General features: G+C 67.3%; 14 protein-coding genes. 6 read left to right on the top strand and 8 right to left on the bottom strand.

Features of this window, described 5'->3' with window-relative positions; translation table 11 throughout:
* Positions 1-6,458, top strand: a 6,458-nt coding sequence (locus tag AB0E94_RS29590; RefSeq protein WP_360332579.1) for an amino acid adenylation domain-containing protein, incomplete at its 5' end; no start/stop codon positions are given.
* 63 nt (positions 6,459-6,521) lie between these two features.
* On the opposite strand, the gene AB0E94_RS29585 is transcribed toward AB0E94_RS29590, so the two are convergent.
* From AB0E94_RS29585 to dapB, 3 genes are all read right to left on the bottom strand, one after another.
* Entirely contained in the window at positions 6,522-7,742 is a 1,221-nt protein-coding gene (locus AB0E94_RS29585) for an FAD-dependent monooxygenase (RefSeq protein WP_360332576.1), read from the bottom strand.
* A 4-nt stretch (positions 7,743-7,746) separates the two neighbouring features.
* Entirely contained in the window at positions 7,747-9,372 is a 1,626-nt protein-coding gene (locus AB0E94_RS29580; RefSeq protein WP_360332574.1) for an AMP-binding protein, read from the bottom strand.
* Positions 9,373-9,514: 142 nt separating this feature from the next.
* Positions 9,515-10,261, bottom strand: a complete 747-nt coding sequence (dapB, locus tag AB0E94_RS29575; protein WP_360332571.1) for a 4-hydroxy-tetrahydrodipicolinate reductase — start codon at positions 10,259-10,261, stop codon at positions 9,515-9,517.
* 75 nt (positions 10,262-10,336) lie between these two features.
* Between dapB and tcuA the strand changes: the two genes are divergently transcribed.
* The 4 genes from tcuA to panD all read left to right on the top strand — a co-directional run bounded on the left by tcuA (position 10,337) and on the right by panD (position 14,080).
* A complete protein-coding gene (gene tcuA, locus AB0E94_RS29570; RefSeq protein WP_360332568.1) occupies positions 10,337-11,872 on the top strand; it encodes an FAD-dependent tricarballylate dehydrogenase TcuA in 1,536 nt (511 codons plus the stop codon).
* Positions 11,873-12,012: 140 nt separating this feature from the next.
* A complete protein-coding gene (locus tag AB0E94_RS29565) occupies positions 12,013-13,347 on the top strand; it encodes a SidA/IucD/PvdA family monooxygenase (protein WP_360332565.1) in 1,335 nt (444 codons plus the stop codon).
* A gap of 21 nt (positions 13,348-13,368) precedes the next feature.
* On the top strand, positions 13,369-13,590 hold the full coding sequence (locus tag AB0E94_RS29560) for an MbtH family protein (protein ID WP_360332562.1): 222 nt from the start codon (positions 13,369-13,371) through the stop codon (positions 13,588-13,590).
* Positions 13,591-13,654: 64 nt separating this feature from the next.
* Entirely contained in the window at positions 13,655-14,080 is a 426-nt protein-coding gene (gene panD / locus AB0E94_RS29555) for an aspartate 1-decarboxylase (RefSeq protein ID WP_360332559.1), read from the top strand.
* Between the two features lie 53 nt (positions 14,081-14,133).
* Here the strand turns inward: panD and AB0E94_RS29550 are convergent, their stop codons facing one another.
* Complete coding sequence (locus tag AB0E94_RS29550) at positions 14,134-14,583, bottom strand: metal-dependent transcriptional regulator (RefSeq protein ID WP_360332556.1); 450 nt, start codon at positions 14,581-14,583, stop codon at positions 14,134-14,136.
* 110 nt (positions 14,584-14,693) lie between these two features.
* Here AB0E94_RS29550 and AB0E94_RS29545 point away from each other — a divergent pair, with 110 nt between their 5' ends.
* Complete coding sequence (locus AB0E94_RS29545; protein ID WP_360332553.1) at positions 14,694-16,004, top strand: SidA/IucD/PvdA family monooxygenase; 1,311 nt, start codon at positions 14,694-14,696, stop codon at positions 16,002-16,004.
* A 27-nt stretch (positions 16,005-16,031) separates the two neighbouring features.
* On the opposite strand, the gene AB0E94_RS29540 is transcribed toward AB0E94_RS29545, so the two are convergent.
* From AB0E94_RS29540 to AB0E94_RS29525, 4 genes are read right to left on the bottom strand one after another with little or no spacing between them, the layout of a single operon-like run.
* Complete coding sequence (locus AB0E94_RS29540) at positions 16,032-17,759, bottom strand: xylan 1,4-beta-xylosidase (protein ID WP_360332550.1); 1,728 nt, start codon at positions 17,757-17,759, stop codon at positions 16,032-16,034.
* Positions 17,756-19,255: a glucoamylase family protein gene (locus AB0E94_RS29535; protein WP_360332547.1), complete on the bottom strand. Its 1,500-nt coding sequence runs from the start codon at positions 19,253-19,255 to the stop codon at positions 17,756-17,758. Before AB0E94_RS29535 ends, AB0E94_RS29540 begins: the two co-directional genes overlap by 4 nt.
* 36 nt (positions 19,256-19,291) lie before the next feature.
* Positions 19,292-20,113 (bottom strand): carbohydrate ABC transporter permease, encoded by an 822-nt coding sequence (locus AB0E94_RS29530; RefSeq protein WP_360332544.1) that lies wholly within the window; start codon positions 20,111-20,113, stop codon positions 19,292-19,294.
* Positions 20,106-20,966, bottom strand: coding sequence for a sugar ABC transporter permease (locus tag AB0E94_RS29525; protein WP_360332541.1), 861 nt, complete (start codon positions 20,964-20,966; stop codon positions 20,106-20,108). Before AB0E94_RS29525 ends, AB0E94_RS29530 begins: the two co-directional genes overlap by 8 nt.
* Between the last annotated feature and the right edge of the window lies 1 nt (position 20,967).

Raw genomic sequence — 20,967 nt, 5'->3', positions numbered from 1 at the left:
CCCGCGCCAACGCACAACTCGGCACCGCACTCACCCTCCGCGACGTCTTCGACCACCCCCGGATCAGCGAACTCGCCCACATCGCCGACACCACCACGGCCACCACCGAGACGTCGAGCATCCGAGTCGGCGACCTGCCACGCCCCGCAGTCCTGCCCGTCTCCTACGGACAGCAAGCACTGTGGTTCACCGAGCAGATCGCGGGCCGTTCGGTCTATCGGACTGAAATCGTGCTGCAAGCGAGTGAGCGGCTCCAACTGGACGCTTTGGAGACGGCGATCCGTCGAATCGTCGCTCGCCACGAGATCTTGCGTACGATCCTCGTGCCGGACGAGGAGACCTCGTCATTGCGCCAGGTCATCTGTCCGGCGCCCGACGATGACACCAGGGTCCTGGCCGTCGAAGACGTCGATGCCGAGCTGCTCAGCGACGAGATCGCCCGGGTCGCCGCACTGCCGCTCGACTTCACCACCGAGTTCGGGCTCAAGTTCCATCTGCTGCGCCACTCCGGTGGCGATGTCCTCGTCGCCTATGGGCACCACATCATCACCGACGCGGATTCCTTCGCGGTCCTCTTCCGTGAACTGAACGAGTTCTACGTCGAAGCGGCTGCCGGTGATCCCACCGAAGTCGAGGCCTTGCCGACTCAGTACGCCGACTTCGCGGTCTGGCAGCGGCATGTCCTGGGAGATCAGAAGGATCCAGGGTCTCGCTATCAGCTGGACCTGCGGTACTGGCAGGACATGCTGTCGGGGCTCCCCACCGAGACCGTCCTGCCTCTCGACCAGCCACGTGACGTGTCCGAAGAGCGAACCATCCGGCCGGCGACCACGTCCCTCACCAGCACTGAGACGGCACGGGTCGACGAGCTGCTGGTCGAACACCGGGCGACACCGCTTCAAGCGTTGATCGCGGCGTTCGCACTGGCGCTCTGGGACGAAGGCGCAGGCGACACCGTACCCATCGGCACTCCGGCCAGTCTGCGCGACCAGCCCGAGTTGCACGACCTGATCGGGTACTTCGTGAACACCGTGGTGGTGCGCGCCGACATCGACGCTGACGCCGGCTTCGTGCAGGCGCTGCTACGTTGCCGCGACCGCATGCTCGAAGCCGCCGACCACAAGCTCGTTCCGTTCGAGCGTGTCGTCGAGGCGGTGAACCCGCCACGGCAGGTCGGGATCAGTCCGCTCTTCCAGGTGATGGCCGCCTACGTGGATCGCGGCGGAGACTCGAGTGCGGCGGCACCGCTCACCAACTACGCCTCGACCACCGCGGACGGCCCGCTGGCATCTCAGCCCGCGCTGTTCGATCTTGTGTCGAGCATCGAGAGGCTCGACGGCGGGGCCTTCGGAATCAATCTGAACGCGGCCCGCGAGTTGTTCTCGGCGGAGACCACGTCACGTCTGTTGCGGAACACGGTGCGCTTCCTGGTGCTCGGATCCCAGCACCCGGATCTGACCGTCAAGCAACTCGCCCAGATCGTTCGTGCCGGCGACGAGGGCCGGGCCAGAGCCGGCAACAGTGCCGGTGACACGCGCCGTTTCCGTCTGCCGCTCGAGGATTTCGACATCAGCGTGGCTCCGCTCTGGCGGGCGGCGATCGATCATGTCAGTCACGCCCTGTCGGGAGCGAGCCTCGCCTTGAGCCTGGCGATCAGCGACGGCGGCACCGGTGAGCTGGTCGCCGAGACCGGCAACCCGGAGATGCTCGATGCGGTCGCGAAGAAGCTCACCGAGCTGGTCACCGCCTATCAGGCGAAGATTCCGATGGTCGTCGTCCCGTCCACGTCGGCTGCGGCGGGATACCGGGACGACGAGCTGGCGGCAGTCCTTGACGATCCGTTCTGGGAGGACTGGGTCGATCAGCTCGCCGATGCGGCCGACACGGTGCTGCGGCAGCGAGGCGACTCGGACACGTCGAGCGTCACGGCTGAACGCGTGGTTCCCGACGCGGATGAGACCTCCCTGCCGTCCGTCGTGCTGACCGCCGTGGCCAAGGCCCTGGCCGGGATCGCCGGCGGCGATCTGCTCGTGGAGTTCCACGAGTCCGACGGTCCCCTGCGGACGCGTGGATTCCCGGTCCTGCTCGACGATGACGGACTCCACGGACTGAGCCCGGAGCGAGCTGCCGAATACGCCGCGCTGGCCGGACACCCCCGGTTCAGCCGCTTCTTCGATGATCTTCCGATCCCGCCGATCCGGGTGAGTGTGTTCGGTAGCCGGGCGGAGCTGATCACCGAGCCCGCCGCGGGTGCCGGCGCACCGGAGGACGGACTCGGCGTCCAGGTCCACGTCGCGGGTCGTGAGGTCCGCGTCTGGGTGGAGTCGGCGGACACCGTCGATGTCGACACCAGCGCGCTGGCCGCCGCCATCACCGAGGAGATCGTCGCCGCCGGAGTCCTTGCTGCCGGCCACGAGCCTCGAGACGCCTTCACTCTGCGTCGCGCCGACCGGGTCACGTTGACGCCCGCCGAAGAAGAATCCATCCGAGCCCGCTACGGGCACGATGCCCAGATCCTTCCGCTCGCCCCGCTGCAGCGCGGATTGTTCTATCACCTCCTGCGGTCCCAGGAATCCGACGACCACAACACCTACGTCTCGCAGATCACCCGGCAGATTGCCGGAGACGTCGACCCGCAGCGGATGACGAACTCCATCGCCGGCGCGATGGACCGGCACCCCAACCTCCAGGCGGCGTTCGTCCCGCCCGGGGACGTGCAGGTGATCCCGTCCGGTGTCAAAGTCCCGGTGCGGGTCATCCGATTGCACGACTGGAGTGGCCGCGGCGTCGATGTGGAGCAGTTCCTGGCTGCCGAGCGGGGTGAGCCGTTCGACTTCGAGGTCCCGCCGCTGATCCGATTCACGCTGCTCGAAATCGGCCACCACTCGTGGATTCTGATCATGAGTTTCGAGCACATCCTGCTGGATGGCTGGTCGATCAACGCGGTGTTCGATGAGATCTTCAGCATCTACACCGACGACGGATACGTCGATCGCGTGCGACCGGCGTCGTTCCGCTCGTACCTGGACTGGGTCGACGACCAGGATCCCGCGACCGCCTATCGCGCCTGGGACGGCTACCTTGCGGAACTGACCGGCCCGACGTTGCTGTGCCCGGACTTCGTCGACCTCGGCGATGCACAGGGCGAGACCGGTGAACTTCACCTCGATCTCAGCCCGGCTGAGGCCGCGATGGTGTTCGGTACCGCACGAGACGCCAAGGTCACGGTGGGCACTCTGCTGCAGACCGCCTGGGGGGTCGCGCTCAGCCGGCTCACGGGCAGCAACGACGTTGTCTTCGGCAACACCGTTTCCGGCCGGCCGCCGTCCTTGCCCGACGCCGACCGGATCATCGGGCTGCTGTTCAACACGGTCCCGATGCGGGTGAGCGTGCCGCCGTTCGAAACGAATCGGCAGCTGCTCGCCCGGGTCCAGTCCGAGCAGCTGCTCGTCATCGACCATCCGCAAGCCACTCTGACCCAGATCCAGACCAATGCCGGCGTTCCGGTTCTGTTCGACACGCTGTTCGTGGTGCAGAACGTGCCGCTCGGCAAGGCCGCGGGGAAGGACACGTCCGGGCTGCAGGTCGTCGGCGCGAAGGTCGATGACGCGACGCATTACCCCGTGACGTTCGCGGTCGACCCGGAAGAACGCGACGGGGCGGCGACCGTGCATGTGCGCCTGTCCTACCGCCGGGACGTCTTCGAGGCCCCGGCCGCGGAGCTGTTGCTCCAACGCTACGTCCAGGTGCTCCTCTCTCTCACTCGCCAGCTCGACCAGCCCGCCGGCATGTTGTCCGCCCTGTTGCCGGACGAGACCACGCCGCACACGGGTGTCGCCGCTGATCTCTTCCGTGACATCGAACCGGTCACGGTCGCCGAGTTGCTGGACCGGCAGGTGCGGCTGTCCGGATCGGAGACGGCGCTGGTCGCCGGCGATCGGGTGTTCACCTTTGACGAGTTCTCCGCTGAGGTGAATCGCTACGCCCGTCTGCTGCTCGACGAGGGAGTACGCCCGGAACATCGGGTCGCACTGCTGCTGCCGCGCGACGAACGTACGGTAATCGCGATGTTTGCGGTGTTCGCCATTGGAGCCGCCTACGTCCCGGTGGACAGCGAACTGCCTGACGAACGAATCGGCTACATGATCGAGATCGCTGAACCGACAGTCACTCTGGTGACCGACCGCGACGTCAACCGGCTCACCGGCGCCGTCGGCAAGGTGATCAACCTGGAGTCCGCGCCGGTGGTGGAACGCCTCGGGGGGATGGCCACCGCTCCGATCACGGCAGCGGAACGAGGCGGGACGGTCTCGCTCGACAACCTCGCCTACATCATCTTCACCTCGGGTACGACCGGACGGCCCAAGGGAGTCGCCGTCGGCTACCGCGGACTGACGAACATGTACGTCAACCACGTCGAGAAGATCTTCGATCGGGTGGTGGACCACCAGCGCGGGCGCCGGATGAAGATCGCACACACGACGTCGTTCTCCTTCGACGCCTCGTGGGAGCAGCTGTTCTGGCTCCTGAACGGGCACGAGGTGCACGTCATCGACGAGGAGATGCGGCGCGACCATCAGCGGCTGCTGGCTCACTACGACGAGGTGCGTATGGACGGGTTCGATGTGACCCCGTCGTACGGGCAGCTGCTGGTCGAGGAAGGACTGCTCGAGCGGGACCGGCCGGCCGGCCGGTCGGTGTTGTCCGATGCGCCGGGTGTCGTGTTCGTGTCCCTCGGTGGCGAGGCGGTCCCCGACCGGCTGTGGCAACAGCTGCGCAGCGCGCCCGGAGTCGAGTCGTACAACCTCTACGGGCCCACCGAGTACACCATCAATGCTCTCGGCGCCGATCTGGCCGACAGCACCACCTCGAGTGTCGGTACGCCGATCTTCAACACCCGGGCCTACATCCTCGACGAGAACCTGCAACCGGCCCTGCCCGGTGTCGCCGGCGAGCTCTACCTCGCCGGCGAAGGAACAGCGCGCGGATACTGGGGTCAGTCCGCGCTGACTGCCGAGCGTTTCGTCGCCTGCCCGTGGGAGCCGGCGGAGCGCATGTATCGCACCGGAGACCTGGCCCGGTGGAACGATGACGGGATGATCGACTACCTCGGCCGGGCCGACGAGCAGATCAAGATTCGCGGTTATCGCATCGAACCGGACGAGATCCGGGACGTGGTGCAGAAGTTCCCCGGGATCACCCGCGCCGAAGTGGTGGCTTTCGAGCATTCCACCGGGCTCCAGCTGGCGGCCTACTACATCACCACCGCGGACCTCGACATCAGCGAGCCGTTGCGTAACCACCTGGCCACGTACCTGCCGGACTACATGATTCCGGCAGCCCTCGTCGCGGTGGACTCCTTCCCCCTCACTCCGACGGGAAAGCTGGACCGCCGGGCGCTGCCCCCGGCCGACGTGGCCGGGTCCGGAGTCGGCATGGGCCGGGCGCTCGAGTCGGAGACGGAGTTCGCGGTGGCCGCGGTCTTCCGTGCGGTGCTCGACCTCGATGAGGGACTGGTCCTGGGCGCGGGCGACGACTTCTTCCGGCTGGGCGGGCATTCGCTCGCGGCGATGCGGCTCGCCTCGCAGATGAACCGTACGTTCCCGGTGACCATTGCGATGCGCGATGTCATCACCGCTTCGACGATCGGTGATCTGAGTTCGGTCGTCGAAGCGAAGATGCATCCGGATGCGGATCCCGGTGTCGACATCACCGCGATCACCACCCGGTTCACGCCATCGCTGAACGGCCGCACGCTGTTCTGCGCGCACCCGAAGTTCGGCGCCTCATCCATGTACTCGGAGCTGTCGACCTATCTCCCGCCCGGGGTCGGGCTGGTCGGCATCGACGATCCGGCGATCGTCGGCCTGGATGTGGAGTTCGACGACCTGGCCGACCTCGCCTCGACCTATGCCGATGTCATTCAGGGGATGCAGCCGGCCGGACCCTACGAACTGCTGGGGTGGTCGTACGGCGCGCACATCATGTTCGCCGTGGCGCGCCAGCTGCTCTCCCGGGGCGAACGGGTCCGGCCCCTGGTGATCGTGGATGCGATGCCGGCCGGTTCAGAGAACGCGATGGAGCTTCTCGTACGACCGGGTTCCGCCGAGTCGATGCGCGACGAGATGCGGAAAGCCTTCGGCGAAGAGGCGTTCAACGAGTTGCTCGCCGACGCGAAGCAGTTGAAGGCGGTCGAGACGGCGGGACGTCGTTGTGACGTCCTGACGTCCACTCCGACGGTGGGCAGTCTCGACATCGAGGCGCTGGTGATCGCGTCCTCCGCGACTCACACGCCCCGGCTGGCGGAACTGGGCCGTGAGGACGCGCTGGGATGGGACGGCTACCTGACCAACTATTCGTTCTTCGTCGCTGAGGACGAAGACCACCAGTCCATCCTCGAGCCGGATTCCGGGCTGCTGAAATGGGGCCCGCTACTGACGAACCTGCTGACCAGCTGAGTGGACCTCGGTGTCTGGTGCAGTACCACGCGTGGTACTGCACCAGACACGGAGCCGAATGCCTCAGGTGATGGCGGCAGCGTCCTGGAGGCTGTCGAACAGGGCCGCACGCCGCATGTAGGCGCGGGCGGTGTCGAACTTCTCGGCGGTCCGGCGCAGCTCGTCGAGGTTCTGTCGGCGCACCTCGGGGTCGCGTTGCTCCAGCAGCCGTTTGTTGGCGATCGTCTGGGCCTGTACGTAGTTCACCGCGGCATGCCGCCGCTGGCGGCTGTACAGGTCGAGCAGATCGTCGCCGGCCTCACCGGCGATCACCTTCGTGAGCTTCTCCGTCAGATTGATGGCGTCATGGATGCCGCCGTTCATGCCCATGCCGCCGATCGGGTTGTTGACGTGCGCGCTGTCGCCGGCGAGCAGAATGCGCCCCTGACGGAAGGTCGCGGCCACCCGCTGATTGACTCCGTAGACGTTGCGATACTCGACGTGGTACGGGCCGGCCTTCGGCAGGAACTTCTGCATCCGCTCCTCGACGCGCGCCGGCGACAACGCGGTGGCGTCGTCCTCGTCGTTGCCGATCGGCAGAATCACTCGCCAGAGCCCTCCGGGTGTTTCGCCGCGCACCTTGAACACGTTGGCCCACTCGTTGGGGTCGGAGAAGTAGTTGCGCAGCGCCAGATCCGGCTTGACGGTCAGGAAGTCGAAGCTGGTCGCGATCTTGATGAATCGCTCCGGATAGGTGAATCCCTCGAATTCGATGCCGGCGAGCTTGCGAACCGTCGATCGGCCGCCGTCACAGCCGATGACGTAGGCCACCGACATGCGTTCCGTGCCGGCCGGTGAGGTGTACTCCACTTCGAGGCCACCTGCGGCTTCGGTCAGACCGGTCAGCGTGTGGGAGAACCGTACGTCGAAATCGGACTCGTCGGCGTATTCCCCGGCGATGGCGGCGGTCAGTTTGTACTGCTCGTACTGCAGCACATACGGGAACCGGATCTCGTCCTTGAGCCGGCCGAGATCGAACTCCGCCACCACTTCTCCGGTCGGCCGGTCGTGGAAGCGATAGGTGCTCGAAAGTAGGCTGTGCTCCCGGATCTTCTCGGTGATGCCCAGCTCGTCGAGCATCTCCAGGGTGCTCGGATGGATGGTCGCCGCGCGCTGATCCTGCACCGGTGCCGGCTCGGATTCGAGCACGGTCACCGGGATACCACGCCGATTCAGCGCCAGCGCACAGACCATTCCGACCGGGCCCGCGCCCGCGATGAGGACACGTGTGGTCTTGTTCGGCATGCGTCTATTTCAGCTCGCGCTGCAGACGCTTGCTGACCTTGCCGACCGCGGTGTACGGGAACTCGGCTACGACCTCCACCACATCGGGGAGCTTGAACGTGGCGAGACCCTTGTCGCGCAGGAACTGGCGCAGCTTGCCCAGGGTGAGCTCGGCCGCGCTCTCCGGCGTCCGGGGGATCAGGTACGCCTTGACGCGTTCGCCGAGAACCTCGTCATCGACGCCGACGACCGAGACATTGTGGACACCGGCATGCGTGAGCAGCGCGTTCTCCAGCTCCTCGGGCGCGATCTTCTCGCCGCCCCGGTTGATCTGGTCCTTCGACCGGCCCACGACTCTGATGAAGCCACGCTCGTCCCGCTCGACGATGTCGCCGGTGCGGTAGTAGCCGTCGTTGGTGAACGCCAGCGCATTCTGTTCGGGGTTGCGGTAGTAGCCGCGAATCACCGACGGTCCTCGGGTCAGCAGGTGGCCGGGCGCACCGGGCGGCACCTCGTTGCCCTCGTCGTCGATGACCTGGATCTCGTCGGCCGCTGAGGCCGGACGGCCCTGGTATCGCACGCTGGTGGCCCGATCGACGTCGGCCGGATTGCTGACGACGAGGCCCTCGCCCATTCCGAAGCTCTGCGACAGTTGTACGCCGAACTCCGGCTCGACCCGGCTCGCCACCGACTCGCTCAGCTTCGCGCCCCCGCACATGAGCACCTTCAAGCTGGAGAGGTCGTAGGACTTGCGGAGCGAGGAGTTCAGCCAGGCCAGCAGAATCGGCGGCACCAGCGAGACGCGGGTCACCCCGTGCTTCTGGATCAGCGGGAACGCCGCGTCGGGGCTGCCGTTCGGTGCGATCACAATGGTGGCGCCCACGCTGAACGCGCCGAGGAATCCCGGCGAACGCGTCGACATGCTGTGGCAGATCGGAATGACCAGCAGATGTACGGTGCGCTCGGTGATGCCTCGTTCCCCGACGCTCCTGCGCAGTGCGTAGCCGTACGTCTGGTGGGTGTGCGGCATCAGCTTCGGAACGCCCGTCGTGCCGCCGGACATCTGCAACAGAGCGACATCCTGCGGGCTGCACCGTCGCGCGTGCTCGAGCGATCCCTTCGACTGCAACGCCGTGTACTCGGCGCCGCCGCCGTGAGGGTCGAGCACCACGGTGTGTTCCAGTTGAGGCCACTTCTGCTTCAGGTCGGCAGCCATCGCAGCGAGATCGGTGCCGCTGTCCGAGGCGACGGTGATGTAGGCACGCGCCTCGGCGATCTCGATGAAGTGCTCGATCTCGGCACGACGGTGCGCGATGGGAGCGACCACGGGAACCGCCCCGAGCTCCCACAAGGCGAAGACGAAGGCGATGTACTCGTAGATGTTGGGCAGGTGCACCACCACCCGGTCGCCACGGTTCAGCCCGAGGTCCTGCAGGCCGGCAGCGAGGCGCAGGACCTCGGCGGTGAGCTGTGCATAGCTCAACTCGGCCTTGCGGTCGATGACGGCGAGTTTGTCGGGACAGCGCTCCGCGGTGGCGAACAACAGCTCCGGCAACGTCTGATCGCGCCAGTGTCCCTCGGCGACATACTTGGCTGCCGTCTCCGGCGGAAACGGAACGACCCCGTCAAGGGCCAGCGGTTCGATGTTCAATGGGTTTCCCTTCGAGGAGCCGCCTCCGCGGTCATGAAGGGTAGCCTAACCTAAGATCCCGGCGAAGTGGCGCGCGCTGACAGCTGACCAGGTCACGTCTGCTGGAGCGCTGTTGCGCCACTTCCACTCGCTCGCAGTGGTGTCAGTCCAGGCTCAGTACGGCGTCGAGTCCAACCGTCACACCGGTGAGATTCTGGACGGCGCGAAGCGAGGTGAGCACTCCAGGCATGAGCGATTCGCGCGTCACGGAGTCGTAGCGCAGCCGCAGAACCTCGCCTTCGACGCCGAACAGCACCTCCTGCGAGGACATGAACCCACGGACCCGGACCGCGTGAACCGAGACGCCCTCGATCTGACCGCCCCGCACGCCGTGGGGGTCGCGGGTGGTGGCATCGGGTGACGGGGCGCAACCAGCCTTGGCGCGAGCGAGACCGATCAACTCGGCGGTGTGCTGCGCCGTTCCCGACGGCGCGTCCACCTTGCCGGGATGGTGGATCTCGATGATCTCGACAGACTCGTAGTACGGGGCTGCCTTTGCGGCGAACTTGGTCATCAGCACCGCACTGACCGAGAAGTTCGGAACGACGAACACGCTGACGTCACTGTGGTCGAGCAGCGCGGCGCGGATCTCCTCCACCGAGTCCTCGTCGAAGCCGGATGACCCGACCACCACATGAATCCCTTGCTTGATGCACCACTGGACCTGCTCGTGGGCAACGCCCGGTGGCGAGAACACCAGCACGATGTCGGCGTTGTTGTCGACAATGTCCTGGATGTCGTCATCAACGTCGATCTCGGCGACCACGGTCAAGTCGGAGCTGGCCTCAATTGCGCGGACCGAAGCCACGCCCATCCGCCCGCGGGCCCCCAACACAGCAACTCGATTCATTTGGGTAGCCTAACCTATGTTCGTCGCCCGGCTCCAGGTCCAATTTAGGTAAGGCTAAGCTACGTTTCTGCGGGCTTGGGGTGGACCAAGGGCCGGCCGCGGATCACCCGGATGGTGCCGCCGCTCGGCCTGACCGCGGTCGATGTCGGTGGGGAGATGGACATGCGCGATCCAGAGGTTGTCGTGGTGGGCGGAGGAAACGCCGGCTACTGCGCGGCTCACGCGGCGGCCGAGCGCGGGCGACGCGTGCTCCTGCTGGAGAAGGCGCCGCGGGCACACGCCGGCGGGAACAGCTTCTACACCCTGGGTTCGATCCGGATGGTGCACGACGGACTCGGCGACCTGCTCGAGATCCTCGAGCCTGACGACCGTCACCCGCGTACCGAGGTCCCGCCCTACTCGGCGGCGGAGTTCGTGGCCGATCTGGAGCGGGTCACCGGAGGGCGCGGCGACAAGGAACTCACCGAGGCCGTCGTCGACGGCTCCCGCGACGCGGTCCGCTGGCTGCATGCCTTGGGTTTGAAATTCCAGCTGATGTACGAGCGGCAGGCTCACGAACACTCCGACGGGACGCTCGTGTTCTGGGGCGGATCGCACGTGTCCAACGTCGACGCCGGCCCCGGACTGATGGCGGTCCATGAGCGCATCGCCTCCCGGCTCGGAGTCGAGGTCCGCTACGACTGCCCGGTGACGGGACTGATCACTGACGGTGGTTCGGTCGTCGGCGTTCGGATCGGCGATCAGGAGATTCGAGCGGAGTCGGTGGTGATCGCCAGCGGTGGTTTCCAGGCGAACGCGCAGTGGCGTCAGCGCTACCTGGGAGAGGGCTGGCAGCACGCGAAGGTGCGTGGCACGCCGTACAACACCGGTGACCTGATCCACGCCGCTCTGGAGATGGGCGCCGATCGTGGCGGCGACTGGTCGACCTGCCACAGTGTCCCGTGGGACGCGTCGTTTCCCGAGAACGAGAGCAATCGCGCCCTGACGAACCGGCTCAGCCGGTACGGCTACCCGCTCGGCATCGTCGTCAATCGGCGGGGCCGGCGGTTCATCGACGAAGGCGCGGACTTCCGTAACTACACGTACGCGAAGTACGGCAAGGTGATCCTCGAGCAGCCGGGTTCGGTGGCGTTCCAGGTGTTCGATGCCACGTCGCGCTCGATGCTGGCGGCGTACGAGTACGAGATGCCCGGGATCAAGCCGTTCGTCGCCCACAGCATCGAAGACCTTGCCGTGGCCATGGATGTCGACGTGGACGGATTCGTGCAGACGGTCCGGGAGTTCAACTCCTCGATCGATGTCAGCCGTCCGCTCGATCCGACCATCAAGGACGGCCGCAGCGCAGCGGTCGAGCCGGTGAAGAGCAACTGGGCATCGGCGGTCGAGGCGCCGCCGTACTACGCGTACCCGGTGACCTGTGGAATCAGCTTCACCTTCGGCGGCCTTCGCGGTGACGTCGACGGCCGGGTGCTGGACCGGTCGGGTGAGCCGATTCCCGGGCTCTTCGCGTGCGGGGAGACGCTCGGGGGGCTCTTCAGTGAGAACTACCCGACAGGCGCCGGCCTGACCGCGGGCATGGTGATCGGGCGGCGTGCCGGCTCACTGGCCTGAGCCGGCGCTGCTTGCGGGGCGCACCAACCAAAGTTAGGCTAACCTAACTCGTGGTGCTATAGTTTGCCCTCGATGAGGGATGGTCGGTCATCGCGCCGTTCGTTCGCGACCTGGATAAAGGGGCCACTTGCCGGATGGCGATGGATGAGTTGATCAAGGCCGACGAGGTCGACATTCTCGGTATCGGGTTCGGTCCGTCCAATCTGAGCCTGGCGATCGCGATCGAGGAATTCAACGACCGGCATCGTGCGGACCGGCCGCTGACAGCGAGATTCGTCGATGTCAGGCGACAGTTCGGGTGGCACGACGGAATGTTGTTGCCGGGCACGACCATGCAGATCAGTTTCCTGAAGGATCTGGTCGCGCTGCGGACCCCGACCAGCCCGTTCACGTTTCTGAACTACCTGCACGAGCAGGGGCGGCTGTCCGACTTCATCAATCTCAAGACGTTCTTCCCGACGAGACGTGAGTTCCACGGATACCTGAGCTGGGCCGCGGGCCGGATCGGCCTTCCGGTCTCCAACGGCACGAGGGCGACCCGTATCGACTGGAGCGGCGGCAGGTTCGAGGTCACGCTCGAGTCCGTGGCCGACGGCGCGGAGGTGACGAGGATCGCGGCACGTCATGTCGTGATCGGCGCCGGTAGCCGGCCGGTGCTGCCGGAGGGGATCGTGCCGGGCACCCGGGTGTTCCACAATCACCAGCTGCTGAACAGCCTCGCCGCGTTGCCCTCGCGGCCGCACGGCCGGTTCCTCGTCGTCGGGTCCGGGCAGAGCGCGGCGGAGGTCGCCGCGTACCTGCACGATTCGTATCCCGATGCGGATGTGCACGCGTCCTTCCGCCGGTTCGGCTATTCGCCGTCCGATGACACGCCGTACGCCAACCGCATCTTCGATCCGGAGGCGGTCGACGAGTTCTACACGGCGCCGCCGGAGCTCAAGCAGCAACTGCTGGACTATCACTGGCAGACCAACTACTCCGCCGTCGATGCCGACCTGATCAAGGATCTCTACCGGCGTGAGTACGACGAGAGCACGCGTGGTGTGCGTCGGCTGATCGTGCACCGGGTCACCGGGATCGAGCGGCTGAGCGAGGGCTCCGACGGGGTCACCGTGACGATCCGTGACCTGGGAAGCCGGGGCAGCGCCACGCTCGAGGTCGACGCTGTCGTCTTCGCCACCGGGTTCCGGCCGGCGGACACCCGCAGCATGCTCGGGCCGAGCATCGACGGGTCGTCCTCGTTCGAGGGGGATCTCCCGATCGTCGAGCGTGACTACCGGCTTCGTCTGCGCAGCGTTCCCGAACGGATCTTCCTCAACGGCGGGGTCCAGCACAGTCACGGGTTGACCTCGTCTCTGCTGTCCAACGTCGCGGTCCGCGCCGCGGACATTCTGCGCGCGATCACCGACGAGCAGCCCGATCAGCCCGCCGGCCAGCAACGATCGCCTGCCGCGATCCGGACCGACCCCCGATAGCAACAGCGAGGAGCTGCCCGCATGGCCCAGAACCCGTTCGACGACGACAACGGTTCCTTCTATGCGCTGATCAACAGCGAGGAGCAACACTCGTTGTGGCCGACGTTCAAACCGGTGCCAGCCGGTTGGAGCATCGTGTACGGCGAGAACGGCGGCCGGCCGCGTCAGGAAGTGCTCGACTGGATCGACGAGCACTGGACCGACATCCGCCCGAAGTCGTTGCGCGACCACATTTCCCAGTAGTAGACGCACGACTCAGCAAGACCGCACCGATCCCATCCCACACAGAGTCACAGAGGAGCCGGACATGCTTCGCGAAGTCCTGGGCGGAAAAATCCACCGCGCCACCGTCACCCAGGCCGACTTGCATTATGTGGGTTCGCTGACACTCGATGCGGACCTCGCGCATGCCGCGGGCCTGATCGAAGGCGAGAAGGTCCAGGTCGTCGACATCACCAACGGGGCCCGCCTCGAGACCTACATCATCATCGGACCGGCCGGCGGCGGCGACATCTGCATCAACGGCGCGGCGGCACATCTCGTGCACCCCGGCGACCTGGTGATCATCATGTCCTTCGTGCTGGCCGAGGAGTCCGAGCTGGTCGGCTACGAGCCCAAGGTCGTGCACGTCGACGCCGACAACCGCATCATCGCCCTGGGCAACGACCTCGCCGAGCCGGTCCCCGGGGCGGACGATCAGGCCTCTGGCCGCCTGACAGCCTCCAGCCGGTGAGATCGCGCGACGCCGGCGGCCGGCCCTAGGCAGCTGTTGTCGACGCGGGTCGATCAGAGTCTTTGATCGGCCCGCGCCGGTCCGTCGCCGACGAGGTCGCTGAGGCCGGGGACGGGCAGGCCGCAGGGGGTGTGACCGGGGTGGCCCAGACGCTGGTGGATGTGGCGTTCGGCGGCCGTCGTCAGGACGTGTCCCCACTCGACTGACTCAAGGTGGGCCTGGTCGTGTGGCAGGCCGATGAGGGAGACCAGCAACAGTTCGGCAAGCCGTTGCCGGCGCAGGACGGCCACGGCCATCCGGCGGCCGCCAGGGGTGAGCCGGAGCCGGCGGTTCGCGTCGGTCTCGATCAGCCCGTCGCGTTCGAGCCGGGCGATGTTCTGGCTTACCGAAGGCAGGCTCGCGAGGGTCCGTTCGCCGATCCGGGCCCGGATCGGCGGCACCCGCTCCTCCTCGAGCTCCAGGATGATCCGGAGGTAGGTCTCGGCGATGCGTGACGAGGGCACAGACAAAGGTTAGCCTTACCAAAGTTTGTTTGCCGCCCTGCCTCCCATTAGGACTGCTGGGTCCGGGCCGCCGCGCGTTGGTGGTGGGCATCGCTCTCGAAAGGTTCCCCATGACTCCGCAGGACACTGACGTGTACGACCTGGTCGGCATCGGTTTCGGCCCGTCGAACCTGGCGCTGGCGATCGCCGTCGAGGAGCACAACGCCCGCTGCCTGCGACCCGAGGACCAGCTCCGCGCGATCTTCCTGGAGAAGCAGGACGACTTCGGCTGGCATCGGGGCATGCTCTTCGAGGACGCCACCATGCAGGTGCACTTCCTCAAGGACCTGGTCACCATGCGCAACCCGGCCAGCGACTTCAGCTTCGTGTCCTACCTGCACGCCCGCGACCGGCTCGCCGACTTCATCAACTACAAGAGCATGTACCCGCTGCGGGTCGAGTTCCACGACTACCTGTACTGGGCGGCCACCCGGATGCGGGACAGCGTCCGGTACGGCCGGACCGTCACCGACGTCGTCCCGGTCGAAGACGGCATCCTGCTCGACGTCGTCGCCGGGGACCGTACCTTCCGGGCCCGTAACGTGTCGGTCGCCGTCGGACTGGAATCCAGCCTGCCGCCCGGAATCCAGCCCTCCGAACGGGTCTGGCACAACCTGGACATCCTGCACCGGGCCGCGTCCTTCGACGTCGCCTCGCCGCAGCGGTTCATCGTGGTCGGCGCCGGGCAGAGCGCCGCAGAGTCGGTGTCGTTCCTGCACCAGACCTACCCCACGGCTGAGGTCTGTTCGGTCTTCTTCCGGTACGGATACAGCCCCGCCGACGACAGCAACTACGCCAACGGCATCTTCGATCCGGAAGCCGTCGACCTCTACTTCGACGCCCCCGCCGACGTGAAGCGGATGCTGTTCGACTATCACCGCAACACCAACTACTCGGTCGTCGACGGCGACCTGATCACCGACCTGTACCGGCGCGAGTACCGCGAACGGATCCTCGGCCGGCCCCGTCTGCGGATGCTCAACGCCTCCCGGATCGCCGACCTGACCGCCCGTCCCGACGGCGTCACCGCGGTCGTCGAGCACATGCCCGCCGGTGAACGCGTCATCCTCGAGGCTGACGCGATCGTGTTCGCCACCGGCTACCAGCCGGTCGACGTCGCCCGGCTGCTGGGGCGGGCCGGCGAGAGCTGCCGGCGGGACGCCGAGGGCCTGCTCCGGGTGGAACGCGACTACCGGGTGGTCACCGACGGCCTGCGCGCCGGGATCTATGTGCAGGGTGGCACCGAGCACGCCCACGGGATAACGTCCACGCTGCTCTCCGCGGTCGCGGTCCGCTCCGGTGAGATCGTCACCGCGATCGCGGCCGCCGAACGCCTGCCACTGCCGGAACAGCGCAGTCTGGCCGTTGTCAGCGACCGATGACTGTTCCGTCCCGGAGCGTGTCCGGGTCTACTCCTGTCTCTCCAGGGACACCAAGGCTATGCCCGGGTTCGGCAGGTCCAGGGTCAGGTCCGTGCCCGGTTGCAGGAGCCGGGGCGGTTCGGCCTCGTCGAGGTGGTCGGCGGTGGTCAGGCGCTCCCACTCGGCGGGGGCAGGCCAGTCGCCGCCGGACCACCGGGCGGCCGGGTTGCCGTGGGTGTCGTCGACGCGCCACAGGCGTACCAGATGAGGTTGGGCGGAAGGGACGCGGAGCCGGACCCGGCGATGCAACAGTGGGGCGCCGGCTGCCTGGCCGTGGTCGAGGGTGGCGTTCCAGAGCAGCACGGCGAAGCCTTCCGGGGTGCGTGACGCCCACGCCTCGACCAGGCTGCCGGCGCCGTCGCCGGTGAGCGTGACCGGGAGTTCGGTGTCGCCGAGGCGCTGGGCCAGGGCGAGCGCCCAGAACTTGGGTTTGGCGAGGTTGCCGACGGTGAGCAGGCCGAATCCGCCGTGCCACAGGCGTGGTGGGCGGCCGAGCTCCTCGAAGTGGTCGGAGGCGACCCAGGGGGCGAGCGCGTCGATCCGGCCGGCGGCCGAGCGCATGCCTTTGAGCAGGAACGCCGCCGCGAACACGGTGTCGTTGATCGCGCTGCCGTGGGTGGCGGTGACGCCCCATTCGGTCCACCAGATCGGGCGGCCCCCGGCGAGTGGCCGCAGGTCCAGCGGCAGGGTGCCGTAGACGTGGGTGGAGAGGAAGTCGACCGGGGCGTCCACACGCAGCTGGTCGTCGATCCATCCGACCGCGGCGGTCGACGGGCCGCCGACCTTCAACGCCGGGTCCACCTTCTTGACGGCGTGGGCGGTGACCTCGTAAAGGCGCCAGTAGTCGGCGGCGGTGCCGGACCAGAAGACCGACAGGTTCGGCTCGTTCCACACCTCGAACGCCCACTCGCGGACCTCGGCGGCGCCGTAGCGGTCGATCAGGTGCCGGACCAGGTCGCTGATCAGGCCGGCCCAGCGGTCCCAGTCGGCCGGCGGGGAGATCACCGCCCGATAGGCGAACACCGTCCGGGACGGATCGGCGGCCAGGCCGGGTGGCATGTAGCCGAGCTCGACGACCGGGCGCAGACCGATCTCCAGGAGCTGGTCGTAGATGCGGTCGATGTCGTCGAAGCCGGAGTCGAGGATGTGGTGGGCGCGGACGGTGCGGACGCCGAGTTCATCGTGTACGCGTTGCAGCGCCTCCCGGAGTTCGGTGCCGATCGGGCGGCCACCGGTGGTGTCGGTGCACAGCAGGTGGCTGAGGTGTTCGGAGCCGACCATGGCCTGCCAGATCCGATGCAGGGGCCGTGGATCGTCGCCGACTGTCACCGTGACCTCGGCGTCTTCGGCACGGGCGGTCGTGGGCGCCGGGTCGCTGAGCGGGCCGAGGGCGTTGACGGTCCGCAGGGCCGCGACGGCGTACCAGCCGCCGCGACCGGGAGTGGTGTCGGCGTAGGGGCCGTGCGGGACCGCCAGGACGTCGCCGCCGCCGTGGTCGACGACGGCGAACGGGCCGTCCCGGGATTCGGAGCGGTGTACGACGTACCCGATCGCCTCGGGCACCGAATCCCAGGCGACGGTGACCTGGCCGCGCCCGGCGGACGCGGTCACCCCCGACGGCGCGGGCAGGTCGGCACGGACCAGGACCCCCGGGGAACGGTCCTGGGCCCCGCCACCGCCCATCAGCCGGGCCCAGTCGTCTGCGGCGGAGTTCATCGGCGGCCCAGCTGGGGGAGCGGCTGCACCGGGACGTTGAACGTCTCCTGCGCCAGCAACGGCCGGACCGCCCGCTCGAACTCAGGCGTCACGAATGCTCGTTTCAGCAGGTCATGACGGAGATGGTTACCGACGGCGCCCATGATCATCGACTGGTCGAGGGAGAGGTAGCGCTCCGCCACCGTCGTCGACCCGACCGCGACCGCGTCGTAGAAGCCGCCCGGACCGTAAGCGCCCTGCTCGGAGGCGAGCCGGGCCAGGTTGCTGCGAACCGGGCCGGGCGCGTACGGCAGAGCCAGGAACACTGCGTGCGGCGTGACCACCCCGTCCCCGTAGACCGGTTCCGGCCCCGGCTCCCGGCAGCCCCCGAACCCGGCGTCGTACCGGCTCTCCTGCACGTCCGACGGATAGCCGTTGGTGTCCATCCCCATCGCGTCCACCCCGTAGACCGCATAGTCACCGAACGGATTCGACGCCGGCGAGAACCCCCAGTAGCCGTACTTCGCGTCGTGGAGCCCGTGTTCGATCTGCGCCGCCACGGTCGCCGGGTGGTTGCGCCCCCACGACCGCGGGCCCCACTGAGCCTCCGGCACGAACAGGTCCGGCATCAGCGCCTCGAACATGTCGCCGCCCCAGCTCGGCACGAACGTGATCCCCCGATACCGGTACGAGCCCTCGTACACGCTGCGCCCCAGGTGGGTGGTGGTGAACCCGGTCGGCCGCATCTCCTGCCAGGCGTAGTCGCAGCTGTCCGGCAGGGTGCGCATGGTGTCGAAGTAGGCGGTCGCCGGGATCTGCCCCGACCCGATCCCCAGATAGGTGGCGATCCGCGGCTCGGTGACCGTGATGTCGTAGTGGTTGCAGGTGAACCAGATCGAACCCCGCGGCGCCGTGCAGGTGTCCGGCGGCTCGGTGTCCCAGAACCCGCCCCGGATCAGCCCACGGGTGCCGATCGGGCTGGTCGCGTCCGGGGTGAAGTAGAAACCGAAGTCCATCTCGCGCAGGATCGCGGTGGCCTTCGCCCGCAGCGACGGGATCGCACCGGCGACGACGCGCAGCCCCGCGGCCAGCCAGCCGTTGTCGACGCTGGACAGGAACGGCGTCACCACCGCCCCGGTCGAAGGCCACGTCGTCAGGACCGCGCCGGTCGCCGGGTCGTACCAGTTGTAGTACATCCCGGACGGTTCGTGGTGCCGCAGCCGGGCCAGGGTGTCCAGGGTCCGGCTGACCCGGGCGGTGGCCTCCCGGGACGAGATGATCCGCAGATCCCGGGCGACGACCGCCGACCACATCGAACCGCCGATGTTGGTGGGGGAGGTGTACGCGCTCGGCGTACCCAGATCGCCGTCGATGTTGTCGGCCACCAGGCCGGTCGCCGGATCGGTCATGGCGACCAGGGACCGCCAGGTGTCGGCCGCGTAGCGCCGCAAGGGGTCCTCGGCGGCGGCGACGGTGAACGGCAGGAGCAGGACCAGCACTGCGAGAAGACGTCTCACGACTACCTCCGACTCATTGAAACCGGTGGTGACGATCTACTTGAAACCGGTGGTGGCGATGCCGCGCATGAAGTGCCGCTGCAACGCGAGGAAGACCAGGAGCACGGGAATCACGACGACGACCGCGCCGGCCAGCAGCAGCCCGTAGTAGATGCGGTTCTGGCCGATGCTGTAGAGCGCGAGCGCCACTGGCAGCGTGTACATGTCGTCGGTGGTGGCCACCACGAGCGGCCACAGGAAGTTGTTCCACGAGGACAGGAACGTCAGGATGCCGAGGGTGGTCAGGGCCGGCCGGCACAGTGGCACCACGATGCGCCAGAACACCCGCCACTCGCCGGCGCCGTCGATGCGGGCCGCCTCGATCAGGTCGTCGGGGATCTGCAGCAGGAACTGGCGCATCAGGAACACCCCGAACGGCCCGGCGACGAAGGGCAGGACCAGCCCGGCGTACGAGTTGGCCAGTCCCAGATTGCTGACCAGCACGAACTGGGGCACGAACAGGACCATGCCGGGGACCATGAGCATCCCGAGCACGATGAGGAACAGCGCTCGGCGGCCGGGGAAGTCGAGTTTCGCCAGCGCATATCCGAGCAATGAGCAGAACAGCAGGTTCCCGGCGGTCACCAGCACGGCCACGATCATCGAGTTGGCGAAGTAGCGCGGGAAGTCGAGCCGGTCGAACAGATCCCGGTAGTTCGCGAGGGTCCACGTCTCCGGGAGCCAGGTGGGCGGGACGGACCGGATCTCGCCCTCGGGCTTGAGCGACGAGAACAGCATCCACAGGAACGGGCCGACCACGATCAACAGGCCGGTGATCAGTACGGAGTAGAGGAAGAACCGGGCCAGGCGGTCACTCATCGCGGCTCCTCAACAGCCGGAACTGCAACGCCGACAGCGCGACCACGGTGACGAAGAGAACGTACGAGACAGCGGAGGCGTATCCGTAGTTGCCGAAGCCGAACTGGTTGTAGACGTGATACGACACCGACAAGGTCGACGACAGCGGACCACCCTGCGTCATCACCAGCGGCTCCTCGAACAACTGGAGATAGCCGATACCGGTGATCACCGCCCCGAACAGCAGCGCCGGCCGCAGCAGCGGGACCGTCACCCGCCGGAACTGCTGCCACCGGCCGGCCCCGTCCAGCGTCGCCGCTTCGTACAGATCAAGCGGAATCCCCTGCAACGCCGCCAGAAAGATCACCATGAGCGAGCCGAAGTTGCGCCACACCGCCATCACGATGATCGACCCGAGCGCCGTGTCGGTGTCCCCGAGCCAGTGCGGCCCGTCGATCCCGATCGCGTCCAGCAGCCCGGTCTCCGGGTCGAGCACGAACCGCCAGATCACCGCGATCGCCACGATGCTGGTCACGACCGGCAGGTAGAACCCGACCCGGAACAGCGCCCGGAACCGGATCAGCCCCGAGTTCAGGGCGTTCGCGGCGGCCAGCGCGGCCAGCATCGTCAACGGCACCCCGGCCAGCACGAAGATCAGCGTGTTGACCGCGCCGCGCCGTAACTGGGTGTCACCGAACATCCGGAGGTAGTTGTCCAGGCCGGTGAACTCGACGGCCCACGGCGTACGCAAATCGGTCGATCTCATGTCGGTGAAGCTCATGACCAGCGACGCCACCACCGGCAGCAGCAGGAACACCGCGAAGATCAGCGTGAACGGGGCGGCGAAGGCCCAGCCGGCCTTCCCGGACCGCACC

The sequence above is a fragment of the Actinoplanes sp. NPDC026670 genome, assembly GCF_040638175.1.
Taxonomy (GTDB): domain Bacteria; phylum Actinomycetota; class Actinomycetes; order Mycobacteriales; family Micromonosporaceae; genus Actinoplanes.
This window is presented reverse-complemented; position numbering and strand designations above follow the sequence as displayed.

Excerpts from the sequence above, each read along its gene's own strand:
- AB0E94_RS29560 (WP_360332562.1), top strand. The coding sequence starts at position 13,369 with ATGGCCCAGAACCCGTTCGACGACGACAACGGTTCCTTCTATGCGCTG.
- panD (WP_360332559.1), top strand. The coding sequence starts at position 13,655 with ATGCTTCGCGAAGTCCTGGGCGGAAAAATCCACCGCGCCACCGTCACC.
- AB0E94_RS29585 (WP_360332576.1), bottom strand. The coding sequence starts at position 7,742 with ATGCCGAACAAGACCACACGTGTCCTCATCGCGGGCGCGGGCCCGGTC.
- AB0E94_RS29540 (WP_360332550.1), bottom strand. The coding sequence starts at position 17,759 with ATGAACTCCGCCGCAGACGACTGGGCCCGGCTGATGGGCGGTGGCGGG.
- AB0E94_RS29565 (WP_360332565.1), top strand. The coding sequence starts at position 12,013 with ATGGATGAGTTGATCAAGGCCGACGAGGTCGACATTCTCGGTATCGGG.
- AB0E94_RS29545 (WP_360332553.1), top strand. The coding sequence starts at position 14,694 with ATGACTCCGCAGGACACTGACGTGTACGACCTGGTCGGCATCGGTTTC.
- AB0E94_RS29530 (WP_360332544.1), bottom strand. The coding sequence starts at position 20,113 with ATGAGTGACCGCCTGGCCCGGTTCTTCCTCTACTCCGTACTGATCACC.
- dapB (WP_360332571.1), bottom strand. The coding sequence starts at position 10,261 with ATGAATCGAGTTGCTGTGTTGGGGGCCCGCGGGCGGATGGGCGTGGCT.